General features: G+C 38.7%; 17 protein-coding genes. 12 read left to right on the top strand and 5 right to left on the bottom strand.

From position 1 onward, the window contains the following. Positions 1-310, top strand: a 310-nt coding sequence (locus tag ABF638_RS29030) for a Uma2 family endonuclease (protein WP_435026335.1), incomplete at its 5' end; no start/stop codon positions are given. A 34-nt stretch (positions 311-344) separates the two neighbouring features. On the opposite strand, the gene ABF638_RS29025 is transcribed toward ABF638_RS29030, so the two are convergent. Beyond that, positions 345-1,322, bottom strand: coding sequence for a threo-3-hydroxy-L-aspartate ammonia-lyase (locus ABF638_RS29025; protein WP_435026334.1), 978 nt, complete (start codon positions 1,320-1,322; stop codon positions 345-347). A gap of 207 nt (positions 1,323-1,529) precedes the next feature. Between ABF638_RS29025 and ABF638_RS29020 the strand changes: the two genes are divergently transcribed. Both ABF638_RS29020 and ABF638_RS29015 read left to right on the top strand, forming a co-directional pair. Next, positions 1,530-2,342, top strand: coding sequence for an SDR family NAD(P)-dependent oxidoreductase (locus ABF638_RS29020; protein WP_435026333.1), 813 nt, complete (start codon positions 1,530-1,532; stop codon positions 2,340-2,342). Between the two features lie 333 nt (positions 2,343-2,675). Continuing rightward, complete coding sequence (locus ABF638_RS29015; protein WP_069068849.1) at positions 2,676-2,876, top strand: heavy-metal-associated domain-containing protein; 201 nt, start codon at positions 2,676-2,678, stop codon at positions 2,874-2,876. A gap of 272 nt (positions 2,877-3,148) precedes the next feature. Here the strand turns inward: ABF638_RS29015 and ABF638_RS29010 are convergent, their stop codons facing one another. Then, on the bottom strand, positions 3,149-4,111 hold the full coding sequence (locus ABF638_RS29010) for a hypothetical protein (RefSeq protein WP_435026332.1): 963 nt from the start codon (positions 4,109-4,111) through the stop codon (positions 3,149-3,151). A gap of 528 nt (positions 4,112-4,639) precedes the next feature. On the opposite strand from ABF638_RS29010, the gene ABF638_RS29005 reads away from it, so the two are divergent. The 6 genes from ABF638_RS29005 to ABF638_RS28980 all read left to right on the top strand — a co-directional run bounded on the left by ABF638_RS29005 (position 4,640) and on the right by ABF638_RS28980 (position 9,631). Further along, positions 4,640-6,409, top strand: coding sequence for an ABC transporter ATP-binding protein (locus tag ABF638_RS29005; protein WP_435026331.1), 1,770 nt, complete (start codon positions 4,640-4,642; stop codon positions 6,407-6,409). 193 nt (positions 6,410-6,602) lie between these two features. Continuing rightward, positions 6,603-8,465: an ATP-binding cassette domain-containing protein gene (locus ABF638_RS29000; protein WP_435026329.1), complete on the top strand. Its 1,863-nt coding sequence runs from the start codon at positions 6,603-6,605 to the stop codon at positions 8,463-8,465. 188 nt (positions 8,466-8,653) lie between these two features. Continuing rightward, positions 8,654-8,875, top strand: coding sequence for a hypothetical protein (locus ABF638_RS28995; protein WP_435026328.1), 222 nt, complete (start codon positions 8,654-8,656; stop codon positions 8,873-8,875). 16 nt (positions 8,876-8,891) lie between these two features. Beyond that, positions 8,892-9,092, top strand: coding sequence for a hypothetical protein (locus ABF638_RS28990; protein WP_435026327.1), 201 nt, complete (start codon positions 8,892-8,894; stop codon positions 9,090-9,092). 40 nt (positions 9,093-9,132) lie between these two features. Further along, positions 9,133-9,372, top strand: coding sequence for a hypothetical protein (locus ABF638_RS28985; RefSeq protein WP_163939136.1), 240 nt, complete (start codon positions 9,133-9,135; stop codon positions 9,370-9,372). Positions 9,373-9,409: 37 nt separating this feature from the next. Continuing rightward, positions 9,410-9,631 carry an EF-hand domain-containing protein gene (locus tag ABF638_RS28980; RefSeq protein ID WP_435026336.1) on the top strand — a complete coding sequence of 74 codons (222 nt, stop codon included), beginning with the start codon at positions 9,410-9,412 and terminating at the stop codon, positions 9,629-9,631. Between the two features lie 151 nt (positions 9,632-9,782). Here the strand turns inward: ABF638_RS28980 and ABF638_RS28975 are convergent, their stop codons facing one another. The 3 genes from ABF638_RS28975 to ABF638_RS28965 form a co-directional block, all read right to left on the bottom strand. Continuing rightward, positions 9,783-11,444 carry an urea transporter gene (locus tag ABF638_RS28975; RefSeq protein ID WP_435026326.1) on the bottom strand — a complete coding sequence of 554 codons (1,662 nt, stop codon included), beginning with the start codon at positions 11,442-11,444 and terminating at the stop codon, positions 9,783-9,785. A gap of 82 nt (positions 11,445-11,526) precedes the next feature. Next, positions 11,527-12,519 carry a nucleoside hydrolase gene (locus ABF638_RS28970; protein ID WP_435026325.1) on the bottom strand — a complete coding sequence of 331 codons (993 nt, stop codon included), beginning with the start codon at positions 12,517-12,519 and terminating at the stop codon, positions 11,527-11,529. Next, positions 12,516-14,948: a hypothetical protein gene (locus tag ABF638_RS28965; RefSeq protein WP_435026324.1), complete on the bottom strand. Its 2,433-nt coding sequence runs from the start codon at positions 14,946-14,948 to the stop codon at positions 12,516-12,518. The genes ABF638_RS28970 and ABF638_RS28965 overlap by 4 nt, the downstream gene beginning before the upstream one ends. A gap of 984 nt (positions 14,949-15,932) precedes the next feature. Here ABF638_RS28965 and ABF638_RS28960 point away from each other — a divergent pair. The 3 genes from ABF638_RS28960 to ABF638_RS28950 all read left to right on the top strand — a co-directional run. Beyond that, positions 15,933-18,989: a filamentous hemagglutinin N-terminal domain-containing protein gene (locus tag ABF638_RS28960; protein ID WP_435026323.1), complete on the top strand. Its 3,057-nt coding sequence runs from the start codon at positions 15,933-15,935 to the stop codon at positions 18,987-18,989. A 258-nt stretch (positions 18,990-19,247) separates the two neighbouring features. Next, the gene (locus ABF638_RS28955; protein ID WP_435026321.1) at positions 19,248-21,707 is read left to right on the top strand and encodes a CHAT domain-containing protein; all 2,460 of its coding nucleotides are present in this window, start codon (positions 19,248-19,250) and stop codon (positions 21,705-21,707) included. 20 nt (positions 21,708-21,727) lie between these two features. Next, positions 21,728-22,025 (top strand): hypothetical protein (locus tag ABF638_RS28950; protein WP_435026320.1); only part of this gene is annotated, 298 nt, incomplete at its 3' end.

The following is a 22,025-nucleotide window of genomic DNA, read 5'->3' as shown; positions in this document are numbered from 1 at the left end:
CATTAGATTCCTCTCAGCCCTTATGTCAAGCCTAATTGAGATGCTCTTACCCTGTAGTACTAACTGGGAAACTGACTATGCACGCAAAGTTGAAGAGTATGCACTTTTAGGCATTTCTGAATATTGGATTGTAGATTATCGAGGATTGGGTGGAGTCGCATTTATTGGTAAACCTAAACAACCTACTTTCACTGTCTGTCAACTAGTTGAAGACACTTATACTCAACAGCAATATCGATTAAATCAATTAATAAAATCACCGCTTTTGCCCCGTCTTCAACTTCGCTTAGATGATACTCTTCCTCGTTGAATATATTAATATGGTCAATTGGGAATTTAACTTTTCAATCCAATCCCACAGAAAACAATTTACCAACTTGCGCCAAATCTACATTTCCACCGCTGATGATGACACCAACTCTCGCCTCTGGTGCTGTCACCACACCTTCGAGTAAAGCTGCTGCGGCGAGGACTCCAGTGGGTTCAACGACAATTTTCAGGCGTTCCCATAAGAAAAACATGGTGCGAAGAATCGCTTTTTCAGATACCGTCACCATATCATCAACATAATGCAGCACTAAGGGAAAAGTAATTCTACCAAGGCTAGGAGTCCGCGCACCATCGGCGATGGTATCAGGATTCTTGACTGTTTGCAGGGTTTTGGTGTGAAAAGAGCGGGTAGCATCGTCGGCAAGGGCTGGTTCTACCCCGATGACTTTACAATTGGGTAAAAGTGCTTTGGTTGCGATCGCACATCCTGAAAGTAATCCACCACCACCACAACACACTAATAATAAGTCCAACTCACCAACTTCTTGGATCAGTTCTAAAGCAGTTGTCCCTTGTCCTGCGACTACATGGGGATGATCGTAAGGGGGAATAAGTGTCAAAGAGCGCTCATCTGCTAAATTTTGGGCTAATTCTTCTCGGTTTGTTTCTTGGCGATTGTATAAAATTATCTCTGCACCATAGCCACGAGTAGCAGTTTGTTTAACAATGGGTGCATCATCAGGCATGACAATGGTGGTGGGAATATTTAGGATTTTTCCAGCTAAGGCGATCGCTTGGGCATGATTTCCCGATGAATAGGTGAGAACGCCTGTTTGCTTTTGTGCTACCGATAGTTGGGCTAGGGCGTTGTACGCACCTCGAAATTTAAATGACCCTGTGCGTTGAAAGTTCTCGCACTTAAAGAATACTTGGCTATTGGTGCGATCGTTAACAATTGTAGAAGTCAGCACAGACGTGCGGTGGGCAATTCCCAAAATTCGCTCTTGTGCTGCTTGCACGTCAGTTATAGTAACAGAATTATGCTGTGGCATTGATGATGAGATTAAATATTTTTGCTCTTGTTTATATAGATACAGATTTTTATATTTGCGCCTAATATGCTTAATCGAAGCATACTCAATTTCAGGTGGATAGCATCATTTATTGTCCCCATAAAAATAGCTACAGCAAACATTATATATTGCTGTAGCTAAATTTATGAAGCTTAAATTAATTATCACGTTAGTAATTTTCGCAACATGAATAAAACATCTGAAATTCGGCAAAAAAAAACTGCTCTAATTACAGGGGCGGCTAGTGGAATAGGCTATCAATTAACCCAGATTTTTGCTCGTCATAGTTACAATCTTGTGTTAGTCGATAAGAATGAAGAAAAGCTGACCGAAATTATAAATGAATTCCCGCAAAAGTTTGGCATTTTTGTGAAAATTCTTACTAAGGATTTATCTGTACCAACATCGCCAGAAGAAATTTTCACAGAACTACAGCAAGCATCGATCAAGATTGATGTGCTGGTTAACAATGCTGGCTTTGGTACTTACGGAGCATTTAGTGAAACAGACCTCAATCTTGAACTAAAAATGCTACAGGTAAATATGGTCAGCTTGACTCATTTAACTAAGTTATTCCTCAAGGATATGGTCGAGCAAGACTATGGAAAAATCTTGAACGTTGCCTCAGCGGCTGCTTTTCAACCAGGGCCTTTAATGGCGGTTTATTTCGCTACAAAAGCTTATGTTTTATCATTTTCCGAAGCGATCGCTAATGAATTAGAGGGCACAGGTGTCAGCGTGACTGTTCTTTGTCCGGGGCCAACAGCATCAGAATTTCAACAAACTGCTGCAATGGAAGATTCCAAGATTGCAAACGTTAACAGAATGATGGATACGGCAACCGTTGCGAATATTGGTTATCGGGGCTTAATGAAAAACAAAACTGTTGTTGTTCCTGGGATGAGAAATAAGCTATTGACTGAAAGCGTAAGATTTACGCCCAGAAATTTAGTAACAAAGGTCGTGAGAAGTATGCACGAACTCAAAAAAAATAGGTAGTTAGATACTCTATAATATTTTCAATTAAATCACGGTAATCCCTTTCCTAAAAGCAACGAAGCTGAGTAGAGAGGGGAAGCATAGTGACTAAATAACAGGGTTTAATGCCCTGTTTTCTAGTATCTAGATGATATCCTAGTGACTCTAAATTTAACTCTTCTAAAATGTTTCAATATCTGCCATAAGATAGCTGCTTTTTTGGATATATATATGCTGTGAAGGTTGGGTAAAAGTAGCTGGATATAAAAACATCACCATAGTAAGATGTGTACTCACTATCTCAACCGTTATTATATTTATTAAAGATAAATCCAAGATGTAAAGAGGTAAATAATGGCAATTAAATTAAAAGTTACAAATATTAAAGGTGATGACTGTGCCAAGAATATAACTAAATCTATTCAGACTATGGAATCTGATGCCAAAATAGATGTGGACGTTAATGCAAAAACTGTAACTGTAGAAGCTGCGGCTTCTGAAGAGTCAATTAAACAGATAGTTCAATCTGCTGGTTATACTATCGAGGGCTATTAATTACTTCATCTAAATTTCTGAGGAGATTTAGATGAAGTAATTTAGTTAGCACAATTGCTTAGTTATATATTCGCCCGGAAAACGGGCGGAATATTATTAATTACTCTACTTGATAAAGCATATTTTCCTCTTCTGACACGCTTGAAATAGTTGGATTTATGCGGAATTATAATCTGTAACAGATACATACATATCAAGACTGTAGTATTTTGAAAGTATTGCTGTTGCTTTATTTGCTCTGACAAAATTGTTAAATTTTCTGGTAATCGTTTTCAAGAACGAATTAACATCGGGTCATAAATTTGACATTCTTGAACCCCATAACTGCCTAGAATTAAGCTAGCCTGTTCAAGCTCATTGTCTGTGCCACTAACGATGAGTATGTAATTGCCTTGCTCAATTTGCTCGTTGTAAAAGCGTGCCCACTCATCTGCTATTCCGAGCCTCATAGCGTCAAAACGCTCACTTACATTAACGTCTGTTGACCCAATCAATTGAGAAAAGTCTTTGCAAATTAAGGAAATCTGGTTTGTTGGAAAACCGGCGGTATACATATCGTTAATTGCCGCTTCAGCATTATCTAAGTTATTAAAGTAAGCGACAGCAGACTTCGGTAAAATCCCGCTTTTATTAGGAAGGGCAGGCGCAGAAGTTGTCGTGGTCAGATAATTTGTAGTTCTCTGCTCATTGTTGAAATACTCGTAAATGCCAAACTCTTCTATACCCCAACGTTGTAGAATTGCTTCTACTTTAGGAATTTCAGCAGGTGTACAATCCACGATTATGAAATAGTGTCCATGCTCTACTCGCTCGTTATATGCTTTAGCTTGTTCTTCCGATATTCCCCAACCAACTAATGCACCAGCGAAAGTCCCAGTAGCAGCACCAATACTTGCCCCGACAAGGGTTGTAACGAAAGCAGTTGCAGCTGCGCCAGCTAGCATTATTGGCCCAACTCCAGGGATTGCTAAAGTCCCAAGACCTACTAATAAACCAGTCAATCCACCAACAGCGCCCCCTGAAAGCCCTCCTACTGTTGCGCCTTCGTCAGCTTTATCACCAGTGCGCTCTTTTATTTCATCATTGGCAATCTCATGATTGCGGTCTGCATTCTGTACAACTACAGATACTTTTTCCATCAACAAGCCAGAATCTCTCAACTCATGTAGTGCCTGTTCTGCATCTCGACGATGAGTAAATACACCTACAGCACGTTGATATTCACTTAAAACCATTATTACTCCTTGATAGTAGGGGAAAATTAATTTACCACAAATTTAGTTTTTCATTATCTTTAATCTTAAATACAACTTTATCTAACTCAAAACCATCCTAAGTAGGAAAAATTTTGAACCATAAATCGAGCAAGAGTTAATGTAACTTAAAGGAAAAGATTGCCGAAAATTAAAGTATAAGCTTGCCGAGCCTATAGCCTGACTGGTTTTGTGAGCAAATACCCGTTCTACGAGAATGCGATCGCCCTGACAAAAATGCTCCCAAAGCCTACATTTAGCGTGGAACTCGCGGCAAGCTTATTCTTTAATGAGATTCAACAAATAATTCAAAATTAATCTTAATAATCATCCTTTCAGCCTCTACTGCGGCAAGCTTTTAGTTTAAAAAATGGCCATTTTTTACTTTAAGTCACAAGCTATCGATATGTAAATAATTTTTAGATACAATACTTCTTTGCCTAAAATTTCCAACTATTTCGGACTTAGTTGCAGCATTTAGAATATTGCTTGGTGACAGTTGGCGGCGTTATGAAAAATAGTTTAAAACAATATTGGAATTTACTTGTAGATTATCTCAAACCTCAAAAGAGACGTGTTGGCAAGTTTGCGATCGCACTATTAGTCAGCATCGGTTTACAACTACTCAATCCCCAAATTCTGCGTTACTTCATTGATACAGCAGTAGCTGGTGGTTCTAGACAAGACTTATTTTTAGCCGCCTTGCTATTCGTTGGTGTGGCGTTGGTGACTCAGGTCATATCAATTACTGCCACATTCTATGGTGAAAATGTCGCTTGGACAGCTACTAATGCCTTGCGTGCTGACTTAACTGAGCATTGTCTGAAACTAGATTTATCTTTTCACAAATTCTCTACACCCGGTGAGTTGGTTGAACGAATAGACGGTGATGTTCAGGCTCTTTCGGAGTTTTTCTCCCAATTTACCGTTTACATTTTGGGCAATTTACTAATGATGTTGGGTGTGATTGTAGTTCTGTTTGCAGAAGATTGGCGAGCAGGTTTGGCTATTTTATTTTTTGCCCTGACAGCATTATCCACTCTAATTCGTCTGCGTACAATTGCTGTTCCTCATTGGGGAAGTTATCGACAAGTAAGTGGGGAGTTTTTCGGATTCCTGGGTGAGCAACTAACTGGCATAGAAGACATTCGTACTAATGGCGCTAAAAACTATGTCATGTATCGCTTCTACACAATCTTGCGACGTTGGTTGCCTATATTTCACAAAGCACGCTTCGCCGATACCATCCTCTGGGGGACAACTAACGGCTTCTTTACTCTCGGTAACGTTACCGCTTTAACAGTAGGCGTATACCTTTGGAGTCAAAAAGCAATTACTATTGGTACTGTATACCTCTTATTTTCTTACACCACTCTTCTGAACGAACCAATTGAGAAAATTCGCAATCAGTTAGAGGAGCTTCAACAGGCACAAGCCAGTATTTACCGCATTCAAAACTTATTTCAAGTCAAATCCCATCTAAGTGCGGATGGCAAAAAAACCCTTCCTAGTGGCGCACTCTCTGTGACTTTTGAAAGTGCCTCATTTAGTTACAACGATCGCACCACAGAGACAGATGGTGAACAAGAATTAATACTGCAAAATATTTCTTTCCATTTGCCTCCAGGTCAAACACTAGGTTTACTAGGACGTACAGGTAGTGGTAAGACTACTTTGGCGCGGTTATTACTAAGGTTATACGATCCCCAATCAGGCTCGATTCACTTAGGAGGCGTGCCTATTAATGAGACTCCCTTGACCGATTTACCTGGGCGAGTCGGGTTAGTAACTCAGGATGTACAACTATTTCAAACCACAGTACGCAACAACTTAACTTTTTTTAACCAGAACATTAGCGATGACAGCATTTATCAAACGTTGGAAGTATTGGGTTTATCTGAATGGTTGCACTCATTATCCAATGGCTTAGATACAAAATTAGGGCCAGACAGTAGCGGCTTGTCTGCGGGACAGGCGCAGTTGCTAGCATTTACCCGTGTCTTTTTGAAAAACCCTGGTTTAGTGATTCTAGACGAAGCATCCTCACGCCTTGACCCGGCAACAGAAAGATTAATTGAAAAGGCTGTAGACAAACTCTTGATAGGGCGTACTAGCATCATTATTGCTCACCGCCTGACAACAGTACAAAGGGCAGATCAAATTCTGATTTTAGAAAAAGGTGAGGTGAGGGAATACGGTCTGCGGGAAGAATTAATAAAAAATTCTAGTTCACGTTTTGCCCAGTTGTTAAAGACTGGTTTAACGGACTTATTAGTATAAAACAGGAGTCAGAATTCAGAATTCAGAATTCAGAATACTCTGCCCATAAAGGGATAGAGTTTTAAGGTGAGAATATTTTAATTTTTTCGCCCACTATGGGCTAGGTTTTAAGCAATATTCGTCACCCACTCGTACAGAATTCATGCTGAATTCTGACTCTTGAGTTCTTCTTATAAATATTGAGTAACAGATAATGTCAGCAACAAAAAAGCTAATAGGCTGGAAATTATTGTGGCAATTGATTTGCTACAAACCGAAACTGTATTTCATTGACAGCTGCTTCTGGATTTTAATTATGGGTTTGCCTGCGTTAACTGGGTTGATTATCCGGGAATTTTTTAACAGCTTGACAGGCAAAGCAGCATTTGGGTTATCACCTTTGGCTTTTATTGCATTGTTGCTGACTCTAAATTTGGGACATATTGCGTTTATATTTGCGGGACGCATTACCAAAACTCAACACCGTTTTCTCATGAGGTCTTTGCTGCGACGCAATTTGTTAGAGCGGCTCTTAAATAATCCTACTGCTCAACCAATGCTTATTAGTAGCGAAACTAAAAAAACTGTATCTTTAGGTGAAGTAATTAATTATTTTCGTGATGATGCTGAACAAATAGAAAACAGTGTGGCTGGGATATCCGAAGTTCTGGGGGAAGCAATATTTGCAGTTCTGAGTTTAATAATTTTACTTAGCATTAATGTCAAAATGACACTATTTGTCTTCCTACCTTTAGTTGGGATGCTAGCAATTGTTCAGCAAACAGAAACCCGCATCAAACGGTATCGACAAGCCAGCCGCCAGGCTAGCCAAGAGGTTACAGGCATTTTAGGTGAGATGTTTGCTTCTGTGCAAGCCATTAAGGTAGCCGGTGCGGAAGAAGATGTACTGAGCTATTTTCGCTCTTTAAACGATAAACGCCGCCAAATGATGGTTAAGGACAGCCTATTCAATGCCATTCTCAATTCAACATTTCAAAATATGGTGAGTTTGGGGACAGGTTTGATTCTGCTGCTTGCTGCCGAGTTAATGCAAAATAACGTTGGAAAGCTGACGGTGGGTGACTTTGCCTTGTTTGTGTATAACCTCTCTTTTGTCACCGCCTTTTTTAACTCCTTTGCCGGTTTCATGGCGTTGTATAAGTATACGGAAGTCTCCTTTGAACGCATGACTGCTCTGCTGTCTGGTGTATCTGCTGATACTTTAGTAGCACATAAGAAACTTTATTTAAATGGCCTGGGCGATCGCACAAAACCACTTCCTCCATTAGAACAACCACTTGAAAATCAGAGCGATGCCTACAGTCACGGCATAGCTAGCGCCGATCACTTACAAACATTAAAAGTATCTAAATTAACGTATATTTATCCGAATACTCTGCGGGGAATTACAGATATTAATTTGCAGATCCAGCGTGGTAGTTTGACTGTGATTACTGGTCGCATCGGCTCTGGCAAAACTACGCTGCTGCGAGTATTGTTAGGGTTATTACCCAAGCAAGCAGGCGATATTTACTGGAATGGGTGTCTCATTGAAGACCCTGCTAGTTTCTTTATTCCACCTCGGAGTGCTTATACTCCTCAAATTCCCCAGCTTTTTAGCTACACCCTGAGAGAAAATATACTGTTAGGTTTGTCTAAGGATGATGCAGAAATTGAAAAAGCGCTAAAAATAGCTGTGTTTGAGCAAGATTTAACAGCTATGGATGAAAAACTGGAAACTTTAGTGGGTTCAAAGGGAGTTAGACTTTCTGGTGGACAATTGCAGCGTGTTGCAGCGGCGCGGATGTTGGTTCGTCAACCAGAACTACTTGTATTTGATGATCTTTCTAGTGCTTTGGATGTGGAGACGGAAATGGCACTATGGTCAGGGATATTTGCAAGTAGAGCCGAACAAGGGGAGCAAAATAAATGGACACCAACTTGTCTGGTAGTTTCTCATCGGCGTTCAGTTTTACATCGTGCCGATCAGGTTATTGTGATGGAAGCTGGAAGAGTGGAAGCGCAAGGGAAGTTAGATGAAATTCTCAGTGGTAGGCAAGCTGATTGGATTTTTTAGGCGATCGCCTCTGGTGTAGGAGGAATGCGTACTAAGTACACGTCACCGAAAAAAAGGGTTGGAAATAAAGGAGAATATTTTTTGTAGGGTGGCATAAAAATCAGACATGCAAGGACGTATCTCAAGTATCCGGGTTGAAATAACTGGTGAGCAGCAAGATGTACTAAACAGTTGGTTGCGTAAATCAAGTGGAACAGTGGTTTAGTATTTTGCAACGAAAACGTCTAAAAATCTCTGATTTTGCTGATAAAAAAGATTTGAGTGAACGTTTACAAGCTTTTATTTCTGAGTGGAATCTGAAAGCACATCCTTTTGGTTGGAGTGAAAAGTCAACCTTGAAAGTTATCGCAAAGTGCCAAATTCCAGATTCAAATTTTACGACCCAAATAGACCTTGCGCTCGTAGCTTGATTTTCGCACCTTTTTTATGGTGACGTGTACTAAGTGCTGTTTACTACTGTCAGCAAACGTTTCATTCCAAGATGCTGAGTTCGACATTTATGACTTTAAACAAACCTACTTCTTGCTACCTAAAGAAGCGATCGCCGTTTATAATGATGGTACTCCTTGTCTTTATGCTGCCAGTATTTATCTACAGTTTCTTTGGCAACCGAAGATTCGTCGTTAAAATACCACCAATCCGCTAAATTAAACGAGACATACAGCTTATGATTACTCAAATGATGGTTCAACCCTCATTCTGGGTAGATTCTGGAATCAAACTCAGTAAAGTTAGGGACATACATTTGTTTAAATTTACTGAAGAATTACAGTCTCGACTCGAAGAATTGTCTGAGAAAAAGAAAGCTGGATTGCTAACAACAGAAGAAGATGCTGAATTGGCAGGCATATTGGAACTGGATAGAATTTTTACTTTGCTTAATGCCAAAATCATTTCTGAATCATGACAGTTAATGATGCGACCAATTAGATTCAGAAGCAAAAATTTTAGAATTATTCCAAAATTTTGATGCGGATAATTCTGGTTACATTACTCTGGAGGAATTGAAACTATGTATCCGTAATATAGATTCTAATTTTACTGATATTCAAATCGAAGAAATGTTGAAATTAGCCGATACTAGCGGAGATAAACAAATAAGTTATGAAGAATTTTGTGAAATCCTATCAGTTATTGGTTGTTCGGTAATAAAGACTGAAAACTAAACTAAAATAAAAATTACTCATTTTTATTTATCTTTACATAGTTTGGTTTTTTCACCTCGTTCTACTTATACAAGTGTTAATTATGAATAGAGAATAGCCTCAAGAGCCTATAAGCTTAACTGCGGAACTAGAACAGAAATCACAGTATCGATTAGCACAGAAGTAATACTTCAATAAACTGATGCCAACTCAAAGGGTTTCCTCCAGCTTTTGTTTGTAAAAAAATTATCTCATCTTTTGATAATGGGCATTCACCAACACTGGATAAGGCAACATTCATTTCTTCAATACTGATAGACTCATCTTCATCAGTATCAATAGGCAGAAAATAGGTGATAAATTCTTGATACTTTGACATCAAACGGCGATGTCGCAACATGAGTTCACCAAATTCTTCAAAATCAATCTCACCACTGTTGTCAATATCCATTCTAGAAAAGAGATACGCTAATTCTGCTTCAGATATAGTTGCATTGGCTTTATGTAAATGGGTAACGAACTCTTGAACTGATAGTGTCCCGTTATGATCCTGATCGATGGCATCAAAGATATAACGCAGATTGCCTTTAAGCGATGAATCAGCAGTATGAAACAAAAAACGATGGTGAGTTCCTTGTATAGCTGATTCTAGCTGCCGACGAAAGTTAGAAATTACATCCTTGGCTGTCAAGTAGCGCAGACGATGTTCTTCTGGACTAGTAATAGTATAAAGAGCGACAGGGACAAGAGAAGGGAGAGAATGCTGCACTACCAAAAAACAACCAATAGTTACTAGACAAAACGGTAATGCTAAAAATGGTATTCCCAAAGGATTGAATATAAGACCTAGCAGTTGGGTACAAAGAGTGCAGATCAAGACGGAAAATCCGGCAATGAGGATACTACGAAAATTAGGTGCATAAAACATTCCGCCAATGGCGATCGCTGTCAGTACAGAGTTAAATCCCCAAAACCCAGTGTAAATTTTTTCTGGGTCAATTCCCATAACTAAAGCGGCGATCGCGCTAGCTAAACAGCCTAGTAAACCAACGCCTGCACCGATGGGTGTACAGAGTGCTACAGCTAGGAAAACTAAGATAGCTAAATTCAGATTTGAAACGAAGAAAACTTGACTAAAACTAATAGGAAAAGATGCTAGAATCTTCAACCAATCTAATGTTTTAGATGCCGATGCAGAAACAGAAAAGATGCCAAATCCCCAATGAAAGTAGGGTTGAGGAATCAGTAATACTAGATATAAAAAAACTTGGGTAACAATGTGAAAGGGAATACCCAGGATAGATACTTTGAAATGGGTGGTAAACCATACCCCGAAGGTATCCATTAATACTGTGGTGAGGGCTGCTAAAATAATTACAGCGATCGCCCATAAAGGATTCCATGCCCCATTCCCATTAGCCAATGAGCCAAAGGTTGCCAGAGCTAAACCTACGAGAGTTCCTTGAAAGCCAAAGATCCCGTTACGAATAACATCAGGGTTGATTTTTAAGGCGATCGCCGTTAAGGTTGAAGCGATAACGCCTAGTAGTGCCATTAGTGCCATCCAAGGGGATTGTAGCAAAATAGCAACCAAAATTAATAGCCCACTCAGGGGATTATTAACAAAAATTGCTTGTCCAATACCCCGGAGAATTGCATTGACAAAATCCGCAAAGGATTGAGGGGTAAGGTAATCGTTAAGCCATTGCATGGTTCCCATGAAAGGTAAGATTTGCCGAGAGGAAGTTTCCTCTGCAACTAAAATTCTTGCCATCAGTTCATGAAGCGGTAATGTTTCGTTATTTGATGTATTTAGGGAATTTTGCTCAACCATCTGGCAATTAATGATATTAGATCGGGAAATTGGCTATTTCGGAATTATTATTTAATGATTAACGAGCGATATTTTTATATCTTTATGAGCAGACAAGTTTATCAAACAACTTTAAAAACCTTTTGGTATCAACATCTAAACAGGCTTCTACATTAGGTGGATTGCTTTTATCATCTCGGCGATCGCGCCTATCTGCTAGCGACAAACCAGTGGTAAATCGTCCTTCAGTTTCCACAACCATATAAAGTGATTCAGTAGTAACTAAACTCGGATCAATAGCAACTGCCATTGCCAAAGGATCGTGTAAATAACAGCCGTGAAAACCTTCATGATCACGATAGAAAGCCATATAAATTCCGGTACAATCAGCAATAAACTGGGTAACTTTTGTAGGACGACGCTGTAAATTTTCTTCCACAACTTGGCGGGTGAGAGGGGCTTTCATGGCTACATCTAAACCCACCAATGTTAAAGGAATCCCTGACTCCATGACGATTTGAGCAGCATGAGGATCTACAAAAAAGTTAAATTCAGCCGCCGCCGTAATATTTCCAGGTACGGTGACAGCCCCACCCATGATGATAATCCGCCCTATTTGTTTCATAGTTGCAGCATCTTTTTGAATTGCCGTTGCTAGATTCGTTAGTGGGCCTAAAGCAATAATATTCAGGTGATCGCCGTACTCTTTGGCTGCTGAGAGAATGACATCAATAGCATTTTCTGTAGATGGTTCGATGGTTAATTGCGGATAGCTGGCTGTACCATCTGCGGCTTTAAATTGATCTAATTCGCCTAGCCCATCTGCACCATGAATCCCCGCAGCATTAAAGGGCGGTTTAACCAAAGGTTTTTCACAGCCTTTAGCAACAATTGGTAAGGTATTGGGTGCAACAATACTTAGTACCCGTAATACATTATTTGCAGCTTGATCTACATGAATATTACCAGCTAAAACTGTAATTGCTTTCAGGTCTAATTGTGGTGAGTTCAATGCCATAATCAATGCCAAGGCATCATCAACACCACCATCCGTATCTATAATCACTGGTATGGGCTGATTTTGAAGGATTGTCATGCTGAATATTCCTCTTCTTCTAGAATGGCGTAGAAATTCAAATTGCGATATCTCTGCAAAATCATATTGGCGTATTCTTTCGAGTAAAACGAACCGCATAGATAAGCTTTTCCCCAAGGATTTTCAACTTTGGGGGCAGTCGGAAATATTGCTCTAATCCCCTCATTTTGCTCAGAATTAGTGGGAATAATCAATATCTTGTACTGCTTTGGCAAGGTTTCATCTGCTAGATAACTATCCAGTAAATTATTTAACTCTGACATAATCAGCGATTCTTCTGCTGAAATATTTTCGTCAACTTTTACTAGTAAATTCAATAAATCTCGTAGTCTTCCCACCTGAAAATATGGCGGCTCTAACGAGAGATAATCTAGTACGCTTTGCCGTAAACTAACAAAATCGCTATCTTCACCAGTTAATAACTTTTCTCGAAGTTCTTCAGTGGAATATTTAATTCGGTAAGAATCCAGTATTTGTTGAATGAAGTCAATTTCAGTGTCATCCAGGTTTTTATCAATTAGGGCAACTTGGCGGAGAATGTTAAAAATCTGCTCTAACTCTCGCAAATTATCTTCGGCGTAAATACGCACGATTTGTTGCGAAAATTCTTCTGCATTATAGGTGCTGTGCCAATATTTCAGGTAAGTCTCTTTAGGAATGATGAGAAGTTCAAGTTTCTCTTCAGCCGTAATAGTTGCTTCCTGCTGATCTCCACGAATAACCCGGATATTACCTAACGGAATCCAAGGTTTTACACATTGGGGTTGATACCCGCCTAATGGGTTACTTACGAGTCCTATACCCATAGGGATATAAACAAAACCAGGAGGCGATCCTGCTTGGATCAATGTTTCACCTGCTTCAAGGCTGGATAAGTACACATCAGTAAAAGCTTTGTGTGGATCAATATTGTGAATTTTATGGCCCGATTGAGAAACTCTCAATAGAATTTTTTGTTTTTGTTCCAGTGACCAATCTAGCTCTTTGGCACTCAAATAGCGATCGCGTTCTTCTGGGTCAATATTTTTGAGTGAGGGAACAACTCTACTCTTCAACCCTATTTCTGGCGCGATTTTTTTTAATTCTGCTTGGACAGCTTCGGCAAAATCTAGGTTGTCGTCAGTATTTTCTAATAAAATTTCAATGTTTTCACTTTTCTTAATCACATCATTGTCATGAGGCGATCGATGAAAGGTATCGATAATATCGCGTTGAATATCGTCAATTACAACAGCTAAATAGTAAGCTGCCCGTTGTGTAGCATCTTGGTTAGTAAATGAACCTCGATTGAAAGATATTCTTATATCGCCGTTAGCAGTCAATTCACTACTGGCAATGTTTGCTTCTCCAGCATTGAGAGGGTTTGCTGCTTCTAATAAAAATAATTCACCGCTGCCTTTTTGCAAAGCATAAATTGCCTTAGCTGTATTTTGGTCAACAAAAATCTGATAACCTCCTGATGTTTTGTAAACTGTACCTCTCTGTCGCAAAGCATCTGCTGCTCGCAAAGCACGGATAGTATCACCCACATCAGCAATTAAAGCTTGTACCTCTGGATGCTCGCAAACCAGCCAGGAAAATGCCTGTTTTTCAAAATCAGTATAATATCTATGAATACGTTCGTTATGAGGGCTAATTCCCTGTTTAAGAAATTCTGCCTGAGTAGCTTTAATTTGCTGTAAAGCTATTTCTAATTTTTCAATTTTAAGCTGTTGTTGGAGAGATTTTTTTGCATGAGATAATTTATTTTCGGCTTTAGTTACTTGTTGTTGGTGATAAAGGTGATACAAATTTACCGCAGCAATTTTTCTCATTAAGTCTCTGAATTGTTGAGGATTATTCAATACCTCAATAGGAACTTTGCTTTTACTATGAGCAACCCCCAATGATACCATTTCACGTAACACAAGTTGAGGATCTTCTGTCAATGCTCCTTTATCAGCTAAGTTAATTAAACGCCAAGAAACATTGCCACAATTTTCAGTCCAAATCGTATCAATTACCTGATCAAAAGCAGAACTAAATACTTCTTGAGTAACAAATTCTGGGTGCATCGCCCGGCCAAATGGCGAAAAATCAAGCATTCCCATATCATGGTTATAGACAAGTATGATTCCATAACCTTTCATAAAATCAAACCATAGAGACTCTCTTTTGGGAATGAGAACTCCATGAATAGCTTCCAGCACAGCTAAGATATTACAAGCAACATCTCTGACATGAACGACACCATGATCCGAATAAAGTGCGACGTGCTGAAGGGGATTTGCTAGAAAATTTTCATCTCTAACAGCATAATCTAACTCTGCTTGCTGCTGAACTTTGGCATAGTAATTTTCTTCAATGTAAGTTCTTATTTTTTCTGGGAGATATCGTTCTACATGCAGTAATTGGATATCTTCAATGTGTTTCGTAAAATTCAATTTCATAATTGTAATATTTTTATAAATACCTATGAATCATTTTCTCTGAAACTGTTAGCAAAACTTTCACTATTTGCCATGCAACATTTATTGTTTGTAATTGCTGATAAAATAATATTGTTGCTATAGAAAATCAAAGAAGCACCCTGCCTGTGTAGTTTATCCAAGGTCTTAAACCAAACTAATCGTACTTCTAAATTTGACACACATAAAATTAAATATTGTAACTAAAGTTGTTGTAGCGATAATATGATTCGCTTGGCTGATGATTATATCACTTAATTATCTTGATTTTTTTAATAAAAAGTCCTAAAAAAGGGAGAATTTTTAAGTTTAAACAGTTTCTTTAGGCATATAAATCACAACATCAAACCAATCAAATTAAAGTTTTCATGAAGAAGTAAGGAGAATTATGTAAATTTTCTATTAATAATGCTATTTTTAACTAAATTGAAGGATAATCAGATTTACCTACAAAAATCTTTAATTTTAGGTAAAAAATAGCTTTACTTAGTAGATTTCTGACCATAGTGATATCTGCGGATATTACTATAACTGCTGGAATGAAACTTGAAGTAGCAGCAGCAAGTTCATTGATTGGTGATACAGTGTTAAGTAATTCGTAATTAAGTTTTGTGATAGCGAGTCTTGCCTACGGCACGCCAAGATCGAACGAGCGTCTGGGGATTTAGACCCCGACCCAAAACTTGTCGGTTATTGAACCGGGGGATTTCAACCCACGGTACTCGGTTAATTTGCAAGGATTGTCATACGATACAAATACTTTTATCAATGTCAATTTAGTAACATCTGTTGTGTCCACCAGTGTTCCCGAACCTAGTCCGGCGATCGGAGTTTTAGGTATGAATGGGCTGGAATGTGTATATCTACCCAAACGTAAATTAATCAAAGTTAAAAATTATTGACCTTAAGTGGAAGAAGAATTCAGGTGTTGCTGAAACAGAGGAAACTGATAGGGCTACTATGCTGATGAAAATTTTAACAAGCAGTGCTGCGATCGCCTGTATTCTGAGTTCAACAACAACTGCTGTAGCTCAAATAGCTGCTGATGAAAGTTTGGGAGTCGAACGCTCTGTTCTTTCACCTAATGTTCAAAGTACCAAAGGTAACATTGATCGCATAGATGGCGGAGCAATTCGAGGTAGTAACCTATTCCACAGTTTTCAAGATTTTAATGTAGGTAATCAGCAACGGGTTTACTTTTCTAATCCTTCTGGAGTCGAAAATATCCTGAGTCGAGTTACAGGAAACCACGCTTCTAATATTTTCGGTAGACTCGGAGTATTAGGAAATGCCAATCTTTACTTAATTAATCCTAACGGCATAATTTTCGGTACAAATGCGCGTTTAGATATCTCTGGTTCTTTCTTTGCTAGCACCAGCAACGCCCTTTTGTTCCAAAACGGTTATCAATTTACTACTCAAGATCCTAAAGCACCCCCCTTGTTAACTGTCAATGTTCCTCTGGGGTTAGAGAGTTGGTTAGCACCCCAAGGTGCGATCGCTAACAGTGGGAATTTATCAGTTGGACAAAACTTGACTTTAGTTGGTACAAATCTTGACTTACAAGGGCAATTGCAAGCAGGTAGTAATTTAACCTTGCAAGCTAGTAATACTCTAAAAGTGCGGGACAACCTAAATTACCCTTTTATTGCCTCAGCTAAACAGCAACTGTTAGCAGAAGGAAATAAGATAGATATCTTTGCCTTAAACGATCCCTCCAGTGGCTTCTTTTCTGGTGAAAATATGGTTTTACGTTCAGCCAATCCGATTATTGGGGACACTCAATTTTTTAGTGGTGGTAATTTTAGCCTCGAACAAATTAACGGGCAAGAAGGAGATTTATTTAGCTTTAACGACCCAATTATTCGTTCAAGTGGAGATGTTAGTTTTAATAGTTATACAGGAGCTTCCATTCACATTTTTGCAGGTGGAAGTGTAAATATTAATAGTATTAATGTTAACCGTCCCGATACAACTAACTTTATTAATGAAACCGTTACTCTTTCCGATGGATTAACGCAGGTTATCATTAATGGCAGCGCTCAACCTACTATTGATATTAGAGCGGGAACTACTAATTTTCAGCCAACTGGAATCAAAGGAGTAATCAATGCTTTTTCACCTACTCCTAGCACAGATGGTAAACCAACAAGCGCAGATATCACTATCAATCAAATTATCAATTCGGGAGGACTGGTTTTTTTAACCAATCAGTATCAACCTAATCCTTCTCTATCGGGTGATATTAGAGTTAACTTTGCACTAAGCACATTTGGTAGGGGTGCAAAGACAGGAAACATTATCATTGATTCACGGGGGAAAATTATTACTCCCCAATTTCTGACGAGTTTGGGAATTGATTATTCTACATTTCCATTTTTAAAACCTGGTGGAGATATCACACTTTTAGCTCAGGATGATATTGTCATACGACCAGCATCACAGATTCTTTCTTTTGGCACAGTTGGAGGTAACATTACTCTCAAGAGTAAATCTGCAATTATTCAAGAACAAGCCCCACTTAGAGAATCATTGATTGGCAGTTTTTCCTTTGGTGCTGGACAAGGCGGTGATGTTACGCTAAACGCACCATTGATTTCTTTGGGTAGAAGTATAACAAGGACAGATGGAAAGCTGATCATTACTACTAATTCTTTAGAAGCTAACCAAGCTAAATTATTCACCATAAGTAATGGTAATAATGCTAGTAATATCATTATTAATGCTGATTCAATTTTATTAAATAACTCAAATATAGGAAGCCAGAGTGTAGGTGCAGGGAAAGCTGGTGATATAGAAATTAATACTAGCTCCTTTGTTGCTACTAATAATAGTCAGATATTTTCTCGAACAGAAGGTTTAGGAAATGTTGGCAATATAGTAATCAAAGCTACAGACAGAGTTCTCTTGTCTGGTGCAAATACGGGTTTATTTGCTAATACAAGTTTAGGTTCTAGCGGTAACAACGGTAATATCTTCGTCGATTCCCAACTTGTTGAGATTCGGGATGGTGCTGCTATTTCCACCGTTAGCCAAGGTAGTGGGATTGGTGGCAACATTGAGATCCAAGGAAACCAATTAACCCTTGATAATCAAGCTCTAATTTCCACAAAAACAGTCAGCACTGAAGGCGGTAATATTAATCTCCAGTTAACAGATTCGTTATCATTACGCCGTGGAAGTAGTATTTTGGCGATCGCAGGTAATGAAACTACAGGTGGAAATGGTGCTAACATCACTATCAACACAGATTTACTGTTTGCTGTTCCCGAAGAAAACAGTGATATTACAGCCAATGCATTCTTAGGTAGTGGTGGCAATATTAATATTACTACCAGAGATATTCAAGGAATCGGGTTTGCTGATACACTCACCCCCTTCAGTAATATTACTTCTAGCGCCAAAAAAGTAGAAGTTCCTAGCCCTCCACCAGAAGTTCCCAGTCCTCCACCGGAAGTTCCTAGTCCTCCACCAGAAGTTCCTAGTCCTCCACCAGAAGTTCCTAGTCCTCCACCAGAAGTTCCTAGTCCTCCACCAGAAGTTCCCAGTCCTCCACCGGAAGTCCCCAATCCTCCACCAGAAGTTCCTAGTCCTCCACCGGAAATTCCTAGTCCTGTGTTAGATTTTTCTAGCCTTGAATCAATTAATAAACCGAATGCAGCTCCAAGTTCGGCTTTGATAGGAGTACCAAACCCAGAGAGCGATCGCAATAATAAAATAGTTACTCCTAGTTGTGCATCCACAGAAGGTAATTCTTTTACTATCACAGGTAGGGGAGGTTTACCAGCAGACCCTACAGCAACCATTCGTGGTCAAACTATTTTGTCAGATACGCGAGATTTTATAACTGCACAAACACAAAACAGTAATCAAGTAAATAGTTCTTCTACAATTCCTCCAATAAGACAACAAATTGTCGAAGCCACAAGCTTGAGAATTAATGCCCAAGGACAAATAGAATTAATAGCATCTTTACCTCAAGAGAGTTTATCTCAAAAGCATCCTAATTGTAGCGATTTATAAACTTTCAAAAATTAATAATTTATCCTTGTAGGATAACTAAATAGATTATTTTATGTAAAAAATAGGATTAATTTGAAAAAACTATCCAGGGCAAAGAGGTACAATAATTTAAACAAAAAACTATTTTGGTTATTTTCAAACCAGAAAAATAATGTTTTATGGCTTTTTTTTGCTTGCATAATATTAAGTCTGTTATTAATCATCAAGAACATTCCTGCTGTTGCTAATAAACCTATATTATTAGGTTCAGAGCAGGTAGTGAAACAACTACCAAACTCTTCAGAATTATTACAGCAAGGAAAAAAATACTATCAATCTGGACAATACACAGAAGCAGCTAGAGTCTGGGAAAATGCACTAAAGTTTTATCAATCACAAAACGAAACTATTAGCCAAGTCCAAGTGCTTAATTATTTAGGATTGGCATATAAAGATTTAGGCAAAATCTCCCAAGCACATACTGCGATCGCTGAAAGTATTAATATTATTAAAAACTTAAAAAATCCCGATACTAAAAGTAGTTTACTATTAGCACAAGCATTAAATACACAAGGAACTCTTCAACTTCTGCAAGGACAAACTTATACGGCTATAGATACTTGGAAACAAGCAGCAGTCACTTATGAGCGCACAGGTGATAAAACAGGTAAACTCATCAGCCAAATTAATCAGGCGCAAGGTTTGCAAACACTAGGACAATATCGCCGCGCCAAAACTTTGTTAGAAGAACTAGTGACAGAATTGCAAAATCAACCTGACAGTCTCTTAAAGGCTCAAGGATTGAGAAGTTTAGGCATTGCTTTGCAAACTGTTGGTGATTTAAAACAATCTAAAATAATTCTCGATAAAAGTTGGGAAATTAGTAAACAATTCAACTCTCCAACTGATGTGAGTGCAGTTTTATTTAGTATTGGCAATGTTGCCAGAGACTTACAAGAATATGATGTTGCTTGGACATACTACCAACAAGCAGTTAATTTAGCTTCAGAACCACAGGCTAAATTAGAAGCACAATTAAATCAATTAAGCTTGTTAGTTAAAGTACAAAACGGGGAATCAGCACAAGCATTAATTCCAGAAATTGAAACTAATTTTGCTCTACTTCCTCCTAGTCGTCCAGCTATTTACGCCAAAATTAACTTTGCAGAAAGTCTGATGGATTTAAAGCCAGCAGGAGATGGTAAAAAAGCCGTTTTGGAAACCAACGCTGTCAAAATTTCCCACTTGCTAGCAACAGCTATTCAACAAGCTAAAGAAATCAAAGATCCGAGAGCCGAAGCTTATTCACTTAACCAACTAGGTAAACTCTACCAAGAAAATAACCAGTTGGCAGATGCGGCAACTTTGACACAACAAGCATTAACAATAGCTCAAGAAATAAATGCTCCAGATTTAGTAGCTCGTGCGGCGGGACAGGTGGGTGCAATTGCTAAAGAACAAGGAGATAGTAATAGCGCGATCCCTGCTTATGAGATTGCTTTTAATAACTTGCAATCACTACGTAGTGATTTAGTGGCAATTAACAGGGATGTACAGTTTAATTTTAAAGAAAGTGTTGAACCGATTTATCGAGATTACGTCAGCTTGTTGTTGCAAAAAGATAATCAAAGCAACCTTAAACAATCTCTGCAAGTGATGGAAGCTTTGCAACTAGCGGAATTGGATAACTTTTTTCGGGATGCTTGCTTAGATAATAGCAATCCTGTAGTTTTAGAAAAAATTGACTTGCACGCAGCCGTTATTTATCCAATTATTTTAAGCGATCGCCTGGAAGTCATTCTTTCAGTTCCTAATCAACCTCTGCGTCACTACAGCACCCAACTACCAAAACAGCAAATAGAAGCTACCTTAAAACAACTTTATTCTTCCCTATCCCCTGGTTATTCGAGTAAGGAGCGTTTGCGACTCTCCCAAGAAATTTATAACTGGCTGGTTGCACCGGCTCAAGCAACACTCCAGAAAAGTAATATCAAAACTTTAGTTTTCATTCCAGATAGTTTATTGCGAAACTTGCCAATGGCTGTTCTGTATGATGGCAAACAGTATTTAATCGAAAATTATAGTGTTGTTCTCAGTCCTGGATTACAACTATTTCCTCAAGGACTGCAACGCCAAAAATTGAGCGTGTTAGCGGCTGGATTAACGGAAGCACGCCAAGGCTTCAATCCCCTACCTGGAGTTACAGAAGAAATTAAAGAAGTTACGACAGAAGTTAATTCCCAAGTGTTGCTAGATAAGAAGTTTAGCAGAGACGCTTTAAAAACGGCGATCGCTAATAAATCTTTCCCCATAGTTCACCTTGCTACTCACGGTCAATTCAGTTCCAACCCAGAAGAAACCTTTTTGTTGACCTGGGGCGATCGCATTTCCATTCAAGATTTTGATCTGTTGTTTAAAAACAGAAATAAAACAAACGTAGAACCGATTGAATTATTAGTGATGAGTGCTTGTCAAACAGCCGTAGGTGATAATCGTGCAACATTAGGTTTAGCTGGATTTGCTTTGCGTTCTGGTGCTAAAAGTACTCTTGCTAGTTTATGGTCAGTAAGTGATGAGTCTACTTCCTCTTTGATGAAAGAATTTTATCACCAATTGAGTAATCCAAAACTAAACAAAGCTGAGGCATTACAACAGGCACAAATCAAAATTATGGCTAATCCTTTATACAAACATCCTTATTTTTGGTCTTCTTTCGTTCTTGTCGGTAATTGGTTGTAAACGTAGCAGAAGAGGTGAAAATGCTTAAGTTTAATTCTAAAATATTTTTATTTTTAACTATTAACGGCACATTAGTAGTTTTGACAGGCAATTCTACATTAGCAAGCCTTCTCCCTCAAGAGAATCCAACCGTTACCAATCAAGTTCTCATTAGTGTGGAATTTAAACTGCCCAAAGATGCAGCCCCCAAAACCAGCGTTGGCGGTGGCGTTCGCGGACAAGTCCAATTCGCCTTACCCGGAGGTTCAGCACCTAGAACTAGTGTTGGCGGTGGTACAAGGGGTGATGTCCAATTCGCCTTACCCGGAGGTTCGGCAC

Source organism: Nostoc sp. CALU 1950 (assembly GCF_051172895.1).
GTDB classification, from domain to species: Bacteria; Cyanobacteriota; Cyanobacteriia; order Cyanobacteriales; family Nostocaceae; genus Nostoc; species Nostoc edaphicum_A.
Note: the sequence above shows the minus strand (reverse complement) of the source record. Positions and strands in the feature narration are given on the sequence as shown.

What these genes read in the sequence shown, in the direction of transcription:
- ABF638_RS28990 (WP_435026327.1), top strand. Translation starts at nt 8,892, where the DNA reads ATGGTGACGTGTACTAAGTGCTGTTTACTACTGTCAGCAAACGTTTCA.
- ABF638_RS28985 (WP_163939136.1), top strand. Translation starts at nt 9,133, where the DNA reads ATGATTACTCAAATGATGGTTCAACCCTCATTCTGGGTAGATTCTGGA.
- ABF638_RS29025 (WP_435026334.1), bottom strand. Translation starts at nt 1,322, where the DNA reads ATGCCACAGCATAATTCTGTTACTATAACTGACGTGCAAGCAGCACAA.
- ABF638_RS28975 (WP_435026326.1), bottom strand. Translation starts at nt 11,444, where the DNA reads ATGGTTGAGCAAAATTCCCTAAATACATCAAATAACGAAACATTACCG.
- ABF638_RS28970 (WP_435026325.1), bottom strand. Translation starts at nt 12,519, where the DNA reads ATGACAATCCTTCAAAATCAGCCCATACCAGTGATTATAGATACGGAT.
- ABF638_RS28960 (WP_435026323.1), top strand. Translation starts at nt 15,933, where the DNA reads ATGAAAATTTTAACAAGCAGTGCTGCGATCGCCTGTATTCTGAGTTCA.
- ABF638_RS29015 (WP_069068849.1), top strand. Translation starts at nt 2,676, where the DNA reads ATGGCAATTAAATTAAAAGTTACAAATATTAAAGGTGATGACTGTGCC.
- ABF638_RS29005 (WP_435026331.1), top strand. Translation starts at nt 4,640, where the DNA reads ATGAAAAATAGTTTAAAACAATATTGGAATTTACTTGTAGATTATCTC.
- ABF638_RS29000 (WP_435026329.1), top strand. Translation starts at nt 6,603, where the DNA reads ATGTCAGCAACAAAAAAGCTAATAGGCTGGAAATTATTGTGGCAATTG.
- ABF638_RS29020 (WP_435026333.1), top strand. Translation starts at nt 1,530, where the DNA reads ATGAATAAAACATCTGAAATTCGGCAAAAAAAAACTGCTCTAATTACA.
- ABF638_RS28965 (WP_435026324.1), bottom strand. Translation starts at nt 14,948, where the DNA reads ATGAAATTGAATTTTACGAAACACATTGAAGATATCCAATTACTGCAT.
- ABF638_RS29010 (WP_435026332.1), bottom strand. Translation starts at nt 4,111, where the DNA reads ATGGTTTTAAGTGAATATCAACGTGCTGTAGGTGTATTTACTCATCGT.